Origin of the sequence: Ruegeria atlantica (assembly GCF_013032005.1) — a bacterium.
In the GTDB taxonomy this organism is placed as follows: domain Bacteria; phylum Pseudomonadota; class Alphaproteobacteria; order Rhodobacterales; family Rhodobacteraceae; genus Ruegeria; species Ruegeria atlantica_A.
Genome location: NZ_WQBE01000001.1, coordinates 140,633 through 155,075, shown reverse-complemented (window position 1 = coordinate 155,075; position 14,443 = coordinate 140,633). Strand labels below are relative to the sequence as shown.

At 58.4% G+C, this 14,443-nt stretch carries 16 protein-coding genes; 10 read left to right on the top strand and 6 right to left on the bottom strand.

Annotated features, from left to right (window positions below):
• Window positions 1-7: 7 nt before the first annotated feature.
• Both GOX21_RS00790 and GOX21_RS00785 read left to right on the top strand, forming a co-directional pair.
• Window positions 8-607, top strand: coding sequence for a 2-hydroxychromene-2-carboxylate isomerase (locus tag GOX21_RS00790; RefSeq protein WP_170348351.1), 600 nt, complete (start codon window positions 8-10; stop codon window positions 605-607).
• Window positions 608-651: 44 nt separating this feature from the next.
• Entirely contained in the window at window positions 652-1,143 is a 492-nt protein-coding gene (locus GOX21_RS00785) for a DUF2244 domain-containing protein (protein ID WP_170374822.1), read from the top strand.
• 25 nt (window positions 1,144-1,168) lie between these two features.
• Here GOX21_RS00785 and GOX21_RS00780 read toward each other — a convergent pair whose 3' ends face one another.
• Window positions 1,169-1,654, bottom strand: a complete 486-nt coding sequence (locus tag GOX21_RS00780; RefSeq protein WP_170348349.1) for a GatB/YqeY domain-containing protein — start codon at window positions 1,652-1,654, stop codon at window positions 1,169-1,171.
• Window positions 1,655-1,837: 183 nt separating this feature from the next.
• Here GOX21_RS00780 and carA point away from each other — a divergent pair, with 183 nt between their 5' ends.
• Together carA and GOX21_RS00770 are read left to right on the top strand one after the other, a co-directional pair.
• Window positions 1,838-3,004, top strand: a complete 1,167-nt coding sequence (gene carA / locus GOX21_RS00775; RefSeq protein ID WP_170348348.1) for a glutamine-hydrolyzing carbamoyl-phosphate synthase small subunit — start codon at window positions 1,838-1,840, stop codon at window positions 3,002-3,004.
• A gap of 84 nt (window positions 3,005-3,088) precedes the next feature.
• Window positions 3,089-4,966: a glycosyltransferase gene (locus GOX21_RS00770; protein WP_170374821.1), complete on the top strand. Its 1,878-nt coding sequence runs from the start codon at window positions 3,089-3,091 to the stop codon at window positions 4,964-4,966.
• On the opposite strand, the gene GOX21_RS00765 is transcribed toward GOX21_RS00770, so the two are convergent.
• The gene (locus tag GOX21_RS00765) at window positions 4,967-5,614 is read right to left on the bottom strand and encodes a GntR family transcriptional regulator (protein WP_170348346.1); all 648 of its coding nucleotides are present in this window, start codon (window positions 5,612-5,614) and stop codon (window positions 4,967-4,969) included.
• Between the two features lie 100 nt (window positions 5,615-5,714).
• Here GOX21_RS00765 and GOX21_RS00760 point away from each other — a divergent pair, with 100 nt between their 5' ends.
• The 3 genes from GOX21_RS00760 (at window position 5,715) to GOX21_RS00750 (ending at window position 7,967) form a co-directional block, all read left to right on the top strand.
• Complete coding sequence (locus tag GOX21_RS00760; RefSeq protein WP_170348345.1) at window positions 5,715-6,359, top strand: pyrimidine 5'-nucleotidase; 645 nt, start codon at window positions 5,715-5,717, stop codon at window positions 6,357-6,359.
• Between the two features lie 86 nt (window positions 6,360-6,445).
• Window positions 6,446-6,694 carry a hypothetical protein gene (locus GOX21_RS00755; RefSeq protein ID WP_170348344.1) on the top strand — a complete coding sequence of 83 codons (249 nt, stop codon included), beginning with the start codon at window positions 6,446-6,448 and terminating at the stop codon, window positions 6,692-6,694.
• Between the two features lie 76 nt (window positions 6,695-6,770).
• On the top strand, window positions 6,771-7,967 hold the full coding sequence (locus GOX21_RS00750) for a UbiH/UbiF family hydroxylase (protein ID WP_170357890.1): 1,197 nt from the start codon (window positions 6,771-6,773) through the stop codon (window positions 7,965-7,967).
• A 10-nt stretch (window positions 7,968-7,977) separates the two neighbouring features.
• Here the strand turns inward: GOX21_RS00750 and GOX21_RS00745 are convergent, their stop codons facing one another.
• Window positions 7,978-9,105, bottom strand: coding sequence for an aminotransferase class V-fold PLP-dependent enzyme (locus GOX21_RS00745; protein ID WP_170374820.1), 1,128 nt, complete (start codon window positions 9,103-9,105; stop codon window positions 7,978-7,980).
• Window positions 9,106-9,338: 233 nt separating this feature from the next.
• On the opposite strand from GOX21_RS00745, the gene GOX21_RS00740 reads away from it, so the two are divergent.
• On the top strand, window positions 9,339-10,040 hold the full coding sequence (locus GOX21_RS00740) for a GntR family transcriptional regulator (RefSeq protein ID WP_170357886.1): 702 nt from the start codon (window positions 9,339-9,341) through the stop codon (window positions 10,038-10,040).
• A 6-nt stretch (window positions 10,041-10,046) separates the two neighbouring features.
• Here the strand turns inward: GOX21_RS00740 and GOX21_RS00735 are convergent, their stop codons facing one another.
• Window positions 10,047-10,505 carry an Lrp/AsnC family transcriptional regulator gene (locus GOX21_RS00735; protein WP_170374819.1) on the bottom strand — a complete coding sequence of 153 codons (459 nt, stop codon included), beginning with the start codon at window positions 10,503-10,505 and terminating at the stop codon, window positions 10,047-10,049.
• Window positions 10,502-10,957: an Lrp/AsnC family transcriptional regulator gene (locus GOX21_RS00730; RefSeq protein WP_170374818.1), complete on the bottom strand. Its 456-nt coding sequence runs from the start codon at window positions 10,955-10,957 to the stop codon at window positions 10,502-10,504. The genes GOX21_RS00735 and GOX21_RS00730 overlap by 4 nt, the downstream gene beginning before the upstream one ends.
• A gap of 131 nt (window positions 10,958-11,088) precedes the next feature.
• Here GOX21_RS00730 and ilvC point away from each other — a divergent pair, with 131 nt between their 5' ends.
• Together ilvC and GOX21_RS00720 are read left to right on the top strand one after the other, a co-directional pair.
• On the top strand, window positions 11,089-12,111 hold the full coding sequence (gene ilvC / locus GOX21_RS00725; protein ID WP_170357880.1) for a ketol-acid reductoisomerase: 1,023 nt from the start codon (window positions 11,089-11,091) through the stop codon (window positions 12,109-12,111).
• Between the two features lie 78 nt (window positions 12,112-12,189).
• A complete protein-coding gene (locus GOX21_RS00720; protein ID WP_170374817.1) occupies window positions 12,190-13,092 on the top strand; it encodes a DMT family transporter in 903 nt (300 codons plus the stop codon).
• Here the strand turns inward: GOX21_RS00720 and glmM are convergent.
• A complete protein-coding gene (gene glmM, locus GOX21_RS00715) occupies window positions 13,089-14,432 on the bottom strand; it encodes a phosphoglucosamine mutase (RefSeq protein ID WP_170348337.1) in 1,344 nt (447 codons plus the stop codon). The genes GOX21_RS00720 and glmM overlap by 4 nt on opposite strands.
• Window positions 14,433-14,443: the final 11 nt, after the last annotated feature.

Sequence of the window (14,443 nt, the reverse complement as noted above, 5' to 3'; positions counted from 1 at the left end):
TGATTACATGCCCGAAATTGATTTTTGGTATTCCATTGGCAGCACCTACAGCTTCCTGACGATCATGCGGCTGGATGATTGGTGCGACGAACATGACGTTGCCGTAACTTGGCGGCCCTTCAACGTACGCACGGTCATGGCGGATCAGAAGAATATTCCCTTTGCAGGTAAACCGGTGAAGTCCGCATATATGTGGCGCGATATCGAACGTCGGGCCGCAAAATATCACATCCACGCCAAGCTGCCTGTACCCTACCCGATCTCGGACCTGGCGCTTGCCAATCAGGTTGCCTTGCTGGGTATGGGCGATGGCTGGGGTAAGAATTTCACGTTGGCCCTGTATCGCATTTGGTTCGAAGAAAATATCGAAGCCGGCAGCGAAACCGCGATCTCAGAAGCGCTGCACAGATGCCAGCAGGACCCGCGCCTGGTACTGTCCCGCGCTCGCAGCCCTGATACCGTGGCCGCACTTGAAGCGGAAACCGAACGGGCCGCCAAGCTGGGTGTTTTCGGCGCCCCCAGCCTTGTCGTCCGCGGCGAGGTTTTCTGGGGAGATGACCGACTGGACGACGCGCTGTCCTGGGTGCGTGTTGGCCACGTTGCGTAATCATTTCCCTTCGAAACGCCACAGCATTGCGCTACATATCAGCCATGCCCTACCGATGGACAAAAACGTCTGAAACTGAACAGGAATTGCGCCTCTGGCCGCATAATTCACTGCCTCCACGCGGGGCGATGATCGTGATTCTGTCCGTGTTTCTGTTTGGACTGATCCCCCTGTTGGCAGTGCTTGGGTCGATCATCCTTTGGGGGCTTTTGCCTTTCCTGCTGATAACCGTTCTGGGACTGTGGCTGGCGATCCAGACCAACTATCGCGCGCGCAGCGTGTTCGAGATTCTGACACTGACCGGCACACGGGCGCACCTCGTCCACCATGACCCGCGCAGCGGCCAGCAGGAATGGACCTGCAACCGTTATTGGGCCCGCCCCGAAATGCATAAACGCGGTGGGCCGGTCCCGAATTACGTGACGCTGACCGGAGATGGGCGCGAAGTTGAAATCGGGTCATTTCTGTCCGAGGAAGAACGCATCGCGCTATACGACGACCTGATACAAAAACTGCGCGAACCGGTCGCGCAGTAAAAGCCGTTTCAGACTGAAAGAAGGATCAGCAACCGCCGCCTGTTGCCGCGCAAAGCTGATCTTTGACCATCGGCCCGACTTTGCCAAAATCCATCTGGCCGGTGTACCGGGTCTTAAGTTCTCCCATCACTTTGCCCATGTCGCGGATCGAACCCGCACCTGTCGCAGTGATTGCCGTTTGAATGGCCTTGGAAACCTCGTCATCGTCCAATTGCTTGGGCAGAAACTCCTCGATGACTTCAACCTCACGCAACTCGCGCTCGGCCAAGTCCAGCCGTCCGCCTTCTTCATAGGCGCGCGCGCTTTCCTTGCGCTGTTTGGTCATTTTACCAAGAATTTCAAGGACCTCGGTATCGCCGCAGCCCTTGGCCTCTTCGTTTTCTGCAGCCCGCGAGGCAATATCGCGGTCCTTGATTGCGGCATTGATCAAGCGCAGCGTCGACAGACGCTCGGCATTCTTGTCTTTCATTGCTTGCTTCAGGGCTGAGTTCACCCGTGATCGCATATCCATATGTTCTGTCCATCCCCATGGAAAAGGAACCCTGACCATATCGAAACAAAAAGCGTGATACAACAGGGGGTGAATATCGCTAAGTAATTGATTTTTCACAATAGCCCAAATTTTGAACAGACTTGACCCAGCGCCACAACCCCCTTAGGTATGCGCCGATTTACCCAGCAGGAGAGTCGCCCCATGGCCCAGAACGCCCCGTCCAAGCCCACCGCATGTCTGGCTTTGGCCGACGGAACATTGTTCTACGGGATGGGCTTCGGTGCCACCGGCCAAACCGTGGCCGAGTTGTGCTTTAACACTGCCATGACCGGATATCAGGAGATCATGACCGATCCCTCTTATGCCGGTCAGATCGTGACCTTTACTTTCCCCCATATCGGCAACGTCGGTGTAAACCCCGAGGATGACGAAACCGGCGATCCGGTTGCTGCCGGGATGGTGGTCAAATGGGACCCGACCGATGCGTCCAACTGGCGCGCAACTGAAGAGTTGAAGACCTGGCTGGCCAGCCGTGGCCGCATCGCTATCGGCGGTGTGGACACCCGCCGCCTGACGCGCGCCATCCGGCAGCAAGGCGCGCCGCATGTGGCGCTGGCCCATGACCCCGAGGGCAATTTCGACATCGCTGCGCTGATTGCCGCTGCGCGGGGTTTTGCTGGGCTTGAAGGCATGGATTTGGCCAAAGAGGTCACCTGCGCCCAAAGCTATCGCTGGGATGAGATGCGTTGGGCCTGGCCCGACGGATACACCCGTCAGGAAGCCCCCGTGCACAAGGTTGTCGCCATCGATTACGGTGCCAAGCGCAACATCTTGCGTTGCCTGGCGTCGGCTGGATGCGATGTAACCGTATTGCCCGCCACCGCGACAGCGGCCGAGGTACTGGCCCACAATCCTGACGGAGTATTCCTGTCCAACGGCCCCGGCGACCCTGCTGCAACGGGCGAATACGCCGTACCAATGATCAAAGAGGTTCTGGACACCACCGAACTGCCGGTCTTTGGCATCTGCCTTGGCCACCAGATGCTGGCGCTGGCCCTTGGTGGTCAGACCGTCAAGATGAACCACGGCCACCACGGCGCCAACCACCCGGTCAAGGATATGGACACTGGCAAGGTCGAGATCACCTCGATGAACCATGGCTTTGCGGTGGATGCACAATCCTTGCCCGACGGCGTGGTGGAAACGCACCGCTCGCTGTTTGACGGGTCAAACTGCGGTATCCGCATGACCGACCGTCCGGTTTATTCGGTACAGCACCACCCCGAGGCCTCGCCCGGCCCACAGGACAGTTATTATCTGTTTGAACGCTTTGCTGAGGCAATGGCAGCCCAGAAAGCACAGGCATAATCGCCAGTTCGATCATGGTTAACCTGGTGTTAACCTAAATTGCGCAACCCTGACGTCTGGTAACCGCGTCAGGGTTGTTTCATTATGGTCGAATTAAACCTGCAGAATTTCGCGCGGGCCGCACCGATCCCTGCGCAAGACCGTAAGCCATTGGGGGCGTGTCTGATTGATCGAGGTCTGATCACCCGGTCACAACTGGACGAGGCGTTGTTTCTGCAATCCTGGCAACAGGCACCGCTGGGCGAAATTCTGGTGGCCGAAGATTGGGTCACCCGTCAGGATATTCTCTACGCGCTGTCCGAACAAACCGGTCTACAGATTGCCGATATCAACAGTTCGCCCCCGCCCCTGGAACTGTGTCAATTTAAACCAGTTGAATTCTGGCTGAAACATAACGTCATTCCCTGGCGCCGCCTGGGTCCAATCCTGCTTGTGGCAACTGCGCGACCCGATCTGTTCCCCGCCGTGCGCCGCGGGTTTGAGGATGCCGGTTACACCGTCATGCCGGTACTCGCCGGTGCCGATCAGATCGACAACACCATCGCGCGCATTTACGCCTCTCCGCTTGCCCAATCGGCCGAGACGCGCGTGGAGCTGGATCAAAGTTGCCGATCATGGACCCCGAAATCTCATATAGGACCCGCCCTTGCCCTAACAGGGCTTACGGGGCTGTTTGCTGCTTTCCCCACGACAGGGCTGACCGTTCTAGTCGCCGCCGCCGTGATCAGCCTGGTCCTTTTTTTGTGCCTGCGCCTTGCCGGGCTGCTGGCCTTTGTCTGGCATTCGGCAAAACACCGGCCCAGGGCAAACCCTGCAGCCCCGCCACAAGCGTTGCCTTGTGTGTCGATCATGGTGCCGCTTTATAAGGAACGTGAAGTCGCCGATGCGCTCATTCATCGGTTGCAACGGCTTACTTACCCCAAGGCGCTACTGGATATTATTCTGGTACTTGAGGAAACCGACGAGGTAACACGCGCCACTCTTGCCCAGGTTGCTCTGCCCAGTTGGATCAGAACCGTCGAAGTGCCCGAGCTGAACGGTCTGACCACCAAACCCCGCGCCATGAACTATGCGCTGGATTTCTGCCGCGGCGATATTCTGGGTGTCTGGGATGCCGAGGACGCGCCGCAGCCTGATCAGATCGAACGTGTCGTCCGCCATTTCGCGCAGACGGACGAAGATGTTGTCTGCTTGCAGGGCGTATTGGACTACTACAACCCTCGCACCAATTGGCGGTCCCGCTGTTTTACCATTGAATACAACAGCTGGTTTCGGGTCGTCCTTCAGGGCGTCGCGCGGCTTGGGCTTGTTGTGCCCTTGGGCGGAACCACGTTCTTTTTCCGCCGCGACAAGCTGTTGGAGTTGGGCGGCTGGGACGCCCACAACGTCACCGAGGACGCCGATCTTGGTGTGCGCCTTTCGCGCGCGGGCTATCGCACCGAAATGGTGGACACCGCCACCTATGAAGAGGCCAATTTCCGCGCTTGGCCCTGGGTACGACAAAGATCACGGTGGCTAAAAGGGTTCATGGTGACCTACTTGGTTCACATGCGGGCCCCCACGGGGCTGCTTCAAGATCTGGGGCTATTTCGGTTTTTAGGCGTGCAGGCCTTTTTCCTGGGAACTGTCGGGCAATTCCTGCTGGCACCGGTTCTGTGGCTGTTCTGGCTGTCAAGCTTTGGCTTGGCCAGCCCATTAGACTCTATTCTCTCTGACGCCGTTCTGGCAGCACTGATCGGCCTTTTTCTAAGCGCCGAGATCACCAATATTGCAGTTGGCACCATCGCCGTTTCAGCGCGTGAAAGACGGTTTCTATTGCCATGGGTGCCGACCATGCCGCTGTATTTCCCATTGGGTGTTCTGGCGGCCTATAAAGCTTTATGGGAATTGGTGCTGAACCCGTTCTTCTGGGACAAAACGCAACATGGGCAGGCCAGTGAAGAAAGCCTGCCGCCCGCGTGATCAGTTCTCGCGCAGAACCGCGTCCTGTTTCAGCCGCGTCATGAACGCCACAGAAATGTGATCCTTGAGCGCGCGTGCCGCGGCCTCTTCGTCGCGCGCAGCGATGGCTTCGACAATTCCCTTATGTTCGCTCTGCGCAATCTCACCGCGCCCTTGCACCGCCAGCGACGTCGTGGCCATCAGCGCCATGGTGCGATGCACAAGATCCAGCTGCTGCACCAGATAGCGGTTGTGCGAGGCCAGATGTATCTGCTCGTGAAACCGGCGGTTCGCCCGAGACAAAGCCTGAGGGTCGTCGACCAGCGCGTCATCCTCGGTCACCATTTCCTGCAGCACTTTGATTTCTTCTTCGGTGGCGTGCTTTGCGGCCAGCTTGGCCGCTAACCCTTCCAACTCGCGTCGTACGACGTACAACTCGGCCATCTGGTTGTGGTTCAGCGAGGCCACGATCAGTGACCGCCCGTCCCGCTCCAAGAGGGATTGCGTTTCAAGTCGCTGCAGAGCTTCGCGAATAGGTGTGCGCGATACACCGAACCGTTCGGCAAGCTCGCTTTCGACCAGACGGTCGCCAGGCTTGTAAACGCCTACGTCGATCGCTTCGAGAATTAGGCTATAGGCGTCTTTGGACGGCTGTCTGGACTGGGGCATATGGTGGTTTGTCTCCTCGTTCGGATATGTCTATCCGTCACTTGCCCTGTGGATCAAGAGCAGCATTGAAAACCGTGCCTTTGCGGCCTAAACAAACCCCATGGTCAAACCAGCTTTTGCTCACGTCACCCAATGGGTGTTCGACCTCGACAACACGCTCTACCCGCCGCATATGCGCCTGTTCGATCAGATCGAGGTGTTGATGACGGATTACGTGGTACAGGCTATCGGCGTTGACCGGGCCGAAGCGGATCGGCTGCGCTCACATTACTGGCGGCAATACGGAACTACGCTGGCTGGGCTGATGGCCGAGCATGATCTGGATCCCGATCCCTATCTGCACGCCGTCCATCAGGTCGACATGAGCCACATGGACCCCGATGCCGAACTGGCCGATCACATCCAATCCCTGCCCGGTCGTCGGATCGTGTATACCAACGGCAGCGCGCCCTATGCGGAACGTGTACTTGAGGCGCGCGGCCTGAACGGTCTGTTCGATGCGATCTACGGGGTCGAACACGCCGGTTATCGCCCCAAGCCCGAACAGGCAGCGTTTGAGGCTATCTTTGCGCAAGACGGAATCGATGCTGCGCAGGCCGCCATGTTCGAGGATGACCCGCGCAATCTGGCCGCCCCGCATGCAATGGGAATGCGCACCGTCCACGTCGCGCCCGAGCCGCACGAGGCGGACCATATCCACCATCACACCGACGATTTGACCGCCTTTCTGGCTCGCCTGCGATAGGCTGTCACACTGCGACGATCCGCACATTCTGCAGGTGCGAAATCGATCCTATATGCGCCTCAGCGACGAACAGAATCGGAGACCCCATGAGCGCGATCGAGATGCCTCGGCGCCTGCCTATTTGGCAGCGCCTGTTGTTTGCAATCCCCGTTTTCGGCTGGCTGGCCCGCGATGCCGCCAATGGAACGGCCGAGGATTGGTATTACACGGCAGCCGCCATTTTCAGCATGTGGGGATGTTCGGCGCTGCTCTTCGGCCTGCCTGGGCTTTACATCCCGGCCGTCATGATGGTGCCGATGATGTTCATCCTGCTCATCCTGATCTCGCGCGGCTGACACACGGGACAGGATGTCACTTGGCACCGGCCTTGGAACCGAACTAGGTTCTACCCAAGACTCGGAGACCAAAGCCATGACTGACAGCTGTGATATCCTGATTTCTGGCGGAGGAATCGCCGGACTGACCGTTGCGGCGGTCTTTGGAACTGCCGGGTTCGACGTGGTTTGCGTCGACCCCGCGCCACCGATTACCGAACGAGATGTGGACGGATCCGACCTGCGGACCACCGCCTTTTTGCAACCTGCGCATGGGTTGTTGGCGCAATGCGGGCTGTGGCAACGGCTGGACGAATACGCGGCACCCCTTCAGATCATGCGAATCGTGGATGCAGGAGGCGATGTTCCCGAACCCCGCGTAGTGCGCGATTTCAACGCTGTCGATATTTCGGACCAACCCTTTGGTTGGAACCTGCCCAACTGGTTGCTTCGGCGCGAGATGGTGACCCGCCTGGCCGAACTTCCCAATGTCGATTTCCGCCCCGGCACCGGTACCGTCAGCCTGTTTACGCGCACCGCCGAAGCCCGTGTGGGGCTGAGCGATGGCAGCCGTATACGCTGCAAGCTGGTGATCGCCGCAGACGGGCGCAATTCCCCGATGCGCGAGGCCGCGGGAATCAACGTCCACACCACCCGGTATGGCCAAAAAGCACTGGCCTTTGCCGTCACACATCCGATTCCGCACGACAATGTCTCTACCGAGATTCACCGTTCCGGCGGGCCGTTCACTCTGGTCCCCCTGCCGGACTGGCAAGGGCAGCCCTCATCGGCGATTGTGTGGATGGAGCGCGGCCCACGGGCGGTCGAGTTGCTGAACACCGACCCCGAGGCGTTCGAGACGCTGATGACCGAGCGCTCTTGCGGGTTGTTCGGGCCCCTGAAATTGGCCTCACGCCGGACCATCTGGCCAATCATCAGCCAGTCGGCAGAACGGCTAGCGGGCGAAAGGGTTGCCCTAATGGCCGAGGCTGCCCATGTGGTGCCCCCCATCGGCGCGCAGGGATTGAACATGTCACTGGGTGATCTGCGTACCTTGCTGGATCTGGCACAAGCACGACCCGAAAGTCTGGGCGATGCTCAGATGTTGGACGCTTATCACAAGGCCCGCCACACCGAAATCGAGATGCGTGTCAAAGGTATCGACCTGCTGAACCGCGCCTCGATGATCGAGGCGCGTCCACTGCGGGATGCACGGGCGATGGGGTTGAGCGCGCTCTATTCCCTACCGCCCGTACGAAAGACATTGATGCAGATGGGCCTCGGCGTACGCTGAGGCTCCGCAATCAAAGAACCTGATCCAGCACACGCTTGAGCCGCGCGATTGTGCCATCAACGTCATAAAGCTTGTCCAACCCGAACAGACCCAACCGGAACGTGCTGAACCCTTCGGGCTCATCACATTGCAGCGGAACACCTGCCGCGATCTGCATACCCAAAGCGGCGAATTTCTTGCCATTCTGAACTTCGGGGTCCGACGTGTAAGTGACCACAACCCCCGGCGCGCCGAACCCGTCGGCCGCGACCGAGATCAGCCCTTTGTCTTTCAGCATCGCTCGCACCCCGTTGCCCAAGGCCCACTGAGCGTCCCGCAACTTTTCAAAACCGTAATCACGGGTTTCAACCATGGTATCCCGGAACGCTTGCAGCGCGTCGGTTGGCATGGTCGCGTGATACGCGTGCCCCCCGTTCTCATACGCCTGCATAATCTGTCGCCATTTCTTCAGATCTACAGCGAAACTGTCAGACGTTGTCTCCTCCAGCCGCGCTTCGGCTCGTTCGGACAGCATGACCAGACCGGCGCAAGGCGAGGCGCTCCACCCTTTCTGAGGGGCCGATATCAGAACATCCACGCCGGTGGCCTTCATATCAATCCAGGCACAGCCCGAAGCGATGCAATCCAGCACCATCAATGCGCCAACCTCATGCGCGGCCTCCGCCATGGCAGTCACGTAATCGTTCGGCAATATGAGGCCTGCGGATGTTTCCACATGCGGTGCAAATACAACATCGGGGCGTTGCTCGCGAATTGTTGACACCACCTCTTCAATCGGTGCCGGCGCAAATGGAGATGGGCTGGAGTTTCCGGTTTGCCGCGCCTTGAGTACGGTCGCCGATGCCGTCAAATCCGCAGATTCGATTATCTGGCTCCAACGATAAGAAAACCACCCGTTGCGCACGACCAGAACGTTGGCGTTACGCGCGAATTGGCGCGCCACAGCTTCCATCCCATAAGTACCGCCACCAGGGATCACCGCAACGCCATCGGCGTTGTAAACATCACACAAGATGGACGAAACATCGCGCATGACAGTCTGAAACCGGGCTGACATGTGGTTCAGCGACCGATCCGTAAAAACAACCGAAAACTCTTCGAGCCCGTTCGGGTCGATACTTTCCAAAAGCGCGGGCATGATGTGTCCTTTCAAACTGTCCTTCAGAATTTTGAGGCCTTTTTCGAGAATGGTACAGCCCCAGTCTCGTGCTGATAATTGACGCAACGGAAGTCAAAATCCTAACAAAAAATTAACCACGAAAACCTCTAATTGAACAACTCGCTGACGCCAAATAGTGTCACCACCCCTTTACACCCAGAGGTGTTTCTGAACAGATACATACACTTTGTACAAGAAAGGTATTGCTTCTCGTGACTGCTCAAAAGCGGATCAGTTTTCAGGTCGTACGTGACGAAGTTAAGCGGCGTATTGAAAGCCGGATTTGGCCACAAGGATCTCTGCTGCCGACAGAAACGCAGCTTGCTGAAGAATTCAATTGCGCGCGTGCAACGGTAAACCGCGCCCTGCGCGAGCTCGCCGAGCAAGGGTTCGTAGAACGCAAACGCAAAAGCGGCACGCGGGTAAAAAAGGAGCCCAGCAAACACGCCAAGCTGGAGTTTTCTCTGGCCCGTCAATCGGTTGAGAATCAAAACTCAATCTATCGCTATGCACTTGTTGAACGGAATGTCGTATCCAGCCCCGGTTGGCTGGCCTCGCAACTCAGCGTTTCGCCCGACGCGCGGGTGCTGCATGTGATCTGCATGCACTATGCGGACAACCGCCCCTTTCAGCTAGAGGAGCGCTGGATCAACATCGACACAGTACCTGACGTTGAGCATGCGGATCTCAACACGCGGGGTCCCCACGAGTGGCTGCTGAACGTTGCCCCCTTTACCGAGGCTGAGGTTGCATTCTGCGCAATTTCCGCCGACGGGAGGCTGGCAGAATTCATGGGCACCACTGCCGGAACGTCGATGATTCAATTGGAACGCACTACTTGGAAAGATGGTGTTCCGATGACCTTTGCCCGGATGACGCATCACCCCGGCTATTGCATCCGTACCAAATATTGACCCGGCTTAGCCGATTGGGCCGGGCAAGCGCTCTTCGCTCAGCAATACGTTTGCCTCGACCTCACCCGCGCCGGGTAAGGTCATGATCCGCCGTCGCAGCACTCGTTCGAAATCGGACAGATCACGTGCAACTACCCTCAGGCGATAGTCGTAAAGACCCAACACATGTTCGACCGTCTGCACCTCGGGGATGGCGCTGACGGCGCGCTCAAAGTCCTCAAGGCTGACCTGTCCCTTGCGCGCCAGCTTGACGCCCAGAAACACGGTCACGCCGAACCCCAACGCCTCGGCATTAAGACGCAGGCGACGGCCCTTGATGACCCCTGCTGATTCCAGCCGGCGGATGCGCCGCCAGGTTGCCGGTTGGGACAGACCCAGCTTGCGCCCCAACGCCCCGGCGCTTTGCGTGGCATCCTGTACCAGCGCACGCAGGATGGTCCGGTCGGTTTCGTCCAGTTCGATCATACCGGCAACACCTCGTTCCGCTTGACCCGCGCGATATGCATCAGCGCTTCGATATCGGCTATGTGCGGCAGGGTTAGAATACGATCGCGATAGATTTGCTGATAGTGCGTCATGTCGCGTGCAATCACCGACAACCTCACGTCCACACGCCCCAAAAACGTCTGAATTTCAATAGCTTCCGAAACACTTCGCGCGGCAACAGTGAATTCGTCAAACGCGCGCGGCTGGGTTTTGTCCAGCGTCACGCGCAGTGAAACCTCGACCGCATATCCCATCGCCGGCCAATCAATAACAACCTCTTGCCCTAGAATGACACCCGAGGCCTGCATCTTTTCAACCCGGCGCCAGCACACTCCCTGACTGATCCCGCAACGCTCGGCCAATTCGGCCATGGTCAGGGTCGGTTCGGCCTGTAAGTGACGCAGAATGCGCCTGTCCATATCATCCAGCATGATTTTTCCGGTTAAGTCAGATATCGCGCATAAATTTTCGCATTTCGCTTCAATAGTCGATTGTAAAGCGCTCGCCAATAGCTTTGGACCCTATTAGAACCGCAGCAACCGCATATGAAAGGACCTAAAACATGCGCGTCTATTACGATCGCGATTGCGACATCAACCTGATCAAAGACAAAAAAGTAGCGATCCTGGGCTATGGCTCGCAAGGTCACGCTCATGCGCTGAACCTGCGCGACTCGGGCGCCAAGAACCTGGTTGTCGCTCTGCGCGAAGGGTCGGCATCCGCCAAGAAAGCAGAAGCCGAAGGCCTGACCGTCATGGGCATCGCCGAAGCGGCGGCCTGGTGTGACGTCATCATGTTCACCATGCCCGACGAACTGCAGGCCGAAACCTACAAGAAATACGTGCATGACAACATCAAGCCGGGCTCGGCCATTGCCTTTGCCCACGGCCTCAACGTCCACTTTGGCCTGATCGAGCCGAAAGAAGGTGTCGACGTCATCATGATGGCCCCAAAAGGCCCCGGCCACACCGTGCGTGGCGAATACGTCAAAGGCGGCGGCGTACCCTGCCTGGTGGCCGTGGATAGCGACGCAACCGGCAAGGCGCTGGAAATCGGCCTGTCCTATTGCTCGGCCATCGGTGGCGGCCGTTCGGGCATCATTGAGACCAACTTCCGCGAAGAGTGCGAAACCGACCTGTTCGGCGAGCAGGCCGTTCTGTGCGGCGGTATCGTTGAGCTGATCCGCTGCGGTTTTGAGACTCTGGTCGAAGCGGGCTATGCGCCTGAAATGGCCTATTTCGAATGTCTGCACGAGACCAAGCTGATCGTTGACCTGATCTATGAAGGCGGCATCGCCAATATGGATTACTCGATCTCGAACACTGCCGAATACGGTCAGTACGTCACCGGCCCGCGCATTCTGCCCTATGAGCAGACCAAGAAGGCGATGAAAGAGACCCTGTCGGACATCCAAACCGGTAAGTTTGTGCGTGACTTCATGCTGGAAAACGCGGTTGGTCAGCCAACCATCAAAGCGGCACGCCGCCACAATGACGAACATCAGATCGAGCAGGTTGGTAAGAAACTGCGCGACATGATGCCGTGGATTTCTGCTGGCAAGCTGGTAGATCAGGAAAAGAACTGATCCTGACTGTTCTAATCGAAGGGGCGGCCAAGTGGCCGCCCTTTTTCGTCACAACCGCTTTTGACCCCAAGGCGCTATATGATTGACCAACCCACGTCCCGCGATTGGAGCGGCGTGATCGCTCTGGGCCTCATATGGGGCGGCACGTTTATGGTCGTCGCAATGGCGCTTGAGGGATACGGGCCAGTGACAGTCGCTACGGCGCGCACGACGCTGGGTGCCGTGACATTACTTGGGATGATGGCGTTGACGGGTCGCAAGCTGCCGACGGGCGATCTGAACTTGTGGGTGTTCATCGCCATTATCGGTCTGCTGTCTACCGCCCTGCCCTTCATGTTGCTCAGCTGGGGGCAACAATATGTGGCCTCGGCCTTTGCCGGGCTGTCGATGGCGGCAATTCCGCTGATGGTTCTGCCATTGGCCCATTTCTTTTCAGACGAGCCGCTGAATGCCCGCAGGTTCCTTGGAGTCTCACTGGGATTTTGCGGTGCATTGGTGTTGATCGGGCCGGGTTTGGCGCAGATCGGACAAGGGGCTGAGCCGTTGGCGCAGCTGGCCTGCATCGGCGCGGCTTTGTGTTACTCCTGCGCGTCTATCTTCACACGGCGTTGCCCGCCGATTGATCCTGTGGTGCTGGCGGCGCTGTCCTTGGTGGTGGGCGCCGTTCTTTTGTTACCCATCATGCTGGTGACCGAAGGCCTTCCACGTTGGGAAGGAACGCGCCCCGGTCTAGCCATTGTGGCGCTAGGGCTGGTGCCGACCGCCTTTGCCACCTTGCTGCGCGTATCGATCATTCGCAGCGCCGGGTCCGTCTTTCTGACGCTGGTCAATTATCAGGTGCCAATCTGGTCGATGGTTTTCGGCGCCTGGATCTTGTCCGAGGCCCTGCCCCTGCGCTTTTACATCGCGCTAACCATGATTCTGACCGGGCTGGCCATCAGCCAATGGTTCAGCCTGCGCAAGATGCTGATCGGGCGTTAACCGGCGACCGCCTCGACCTCGGCCACGATACCGTCGACGACTTGTGTCAACAGGGCATCATCCTCGCATTCTGCCATCACGCGAATCAGGGGTTCCGTCCCCGACTTGCGGATCAGCAGCCGGCCTTGCCCGTTCAGGCGCGCCTCGGCATCCGCAATGGCCGCTTTCACGGCACTGGTTTCCAGTGGGGTTTGCCCCTCGCCGTAACGCACGTTTTTAAGCAGTTGTGGAACGGTTTCGAATTGGACCGACAGCTCGGACGCCTTGCGACCAGAATGCACCATCTCGGCCAGGAAATGCAGACCGGCCATCAGGCCGTCACCGGTGGTGGCATAATCGCTCATGACGATGTGGCCTGACTGCTCACCGCCCAAGTTGAACCCGCCTTCGCGCATCCTTTCGACGACATAGCGGTCACCAACGGCTGTTCGTTCCAGACGCAGCCCTTGCGCGGCAAGGTGCCGTTCCAACCCAAGGTTCGACATGACCGTCGCAACCAGCGCGCCACCTTCAAGACGATCCGCCTTGGCCCAACAGGTCGCCAGCAACGCCATTAGCTGATCTCCGTCAGCCACCTGCCCGTTTTCGTCAACCATCACCACGCGGTCGGCGTCACCGTCCAGACAGATACCCACATCCGCGCCGTGCGCGACAACCGTCTCGGCCGCCAGCTGAGGTTTGGTCGAGCCGCAATTCAGGTTGATATTCTTACCGTTCGGCGCGATTCCGACCGGAATGACATCTGCGCCAAGCTCCCACAAAACCTCGGGCGCCGTGCGGTGGGCCGCACCGTTGGCGCAATCGACCACTACTTTCAGCCCGTCCAGACGCAGATCGCGGGACAGCGAGGATTTTACCCGCTCACCATATCGGAACCGTGCATCATCCACCCGCCGGGCACGGCCAATGTTCTGTGCTTGCGCCGGTTTGACACCCTCTTCGATCAGACGTTCAATCTCCAGCTCAGCCTGATCGGACAGCTTGTACCCGTCGGGGCCAAAGAACTTGATACCGTTATCCTCAGCCGGGTTGTGGCTGGCCGAGATCATCACCCCCAGATCCGCGCGCATCGAGCGGGTCATCAACCCTACCGCCGGTGTCGGTACAGGACCCAACAGCAGCACGTTCATCCCTGTCGAGGTCAACCCAGCAGTCAGCGCGTTTTCCAGCATATACCCGGACAAGCGCGTATCCTTGCCGATCACAACCCGGTGCGCACCGGATCGATCGCGACGGAAATACCGCCCCACGGCAGCCCCAATGCGCAGGGCCATTTCGGCCGTAATCGGATGAGTATTGGCGGTACCCCGCACCCCATCGGTTCCGAACAGCTTGCGCATTGTCTAACTCC

Bases quoted from the DNA above. Each gene is read 5' to 3' on its own strand.
- GOX21_RS00790 (WP_170348351.1), top strand. From the start codon at position 8: ATGCCCGAAATTGATTTTTGGTATTCCATTGGCAGCACCTACAGCTTC.
- GOX21_RS00785 (WP_170374822.1), top strand. From the start codon at position 652: ATGCCCTACCGATGGACAAAAACGTCTGAAACTGAACAGGAATTGCGC.
- GOX21_RS00780 (WP_170348349.1), bottom strand. From the start codon at position 1,654: ATGGATATGCGATCACGGGTGAACTCAGCCCTGAAGCAAGCAATGAAA.
- carA (WP_170348348.1), top strand. From the start codon at position 1,838: ATGGCCCAGAACGCCCCGTCCAAGCCCACCGCATGTCTGGCTTTGGCC.
- GOX21_RS00770 (WP_170374821.1), top strand. From the start codon at position 3,089: ATGGTCGAATTAAACCTGCAGAATTTCGCGCGGGCCGCACCGATCCCT.
- GOX21_RS00765 (WP_170348346.1), bottom strand. From the start codon at position 5,614: ATGCCCCAGTCCAGACAGCCGTCCAAAGACGCCTATAGCCTAATTCTC.
- GOX21_RS00760 (WP_170348345.1), top strand. From the start codon at position 5,715: ATGGTCAAACCAGCTTTTGCTCACGTCACCCAATGGGTGTTCGACCTC.
- GOX21_RS00755 (WP_170348344.1), top strand. From the start codon at position 6,446: ATGAGCGCGATCGAGATGCCTCGGCGCCTGCCTATTTGGCAGCGCCTG.
- GOX21_RS00750 (WP_170357890.1), top strand. From the start codon at position 6,771: ATGACTGACAGCTGTGATATCCTGATTTCTGGCGGAGGAATCGCCGGA.
- GOX21_RS00745 (WP_170374820.1), bottom strand. From the start codon at position 9,105: ATGCCCGCGCTTTTGGAAAGTATCGACCCGAACGGGCTCGAAGAGTTT.
- GOX21_RS00735 (WP_170374819.1), bottom strand. From the start codon at position 10,505: ATGATCGAACTGGACGAAACCGACCGGACCATCCTGCGTGCGCTGGTA.
- GOX21_RS00730 (WP_170374818.1), bottom strand. From the start codon at position 10,957: ATGCTGGATGATATGGACAGGCGCATTCTGCGTCACTTACAGGCCGAA.
- ilvC (WP_170357880.1), top strand. From the start codon at position 11,089: ATGCGCGTCTATTACGATCGCGATTGCGACATCAACCTGATCAAAGAC.
- GOX21_RS00720 (WP_170374817.1), top strand. From the start codon at position 12,190: ATGATTGACCAACCCACGTCCCGCGATTGGAGCGGCGTGATCGCTCTG.
- glmM (WP_170348337.1), bottom strand. From the start codon at position 14,432: ATGCGCAAGCTGTTCGGAACCGATGGGGTGCGGGGTACCGCCAATACT.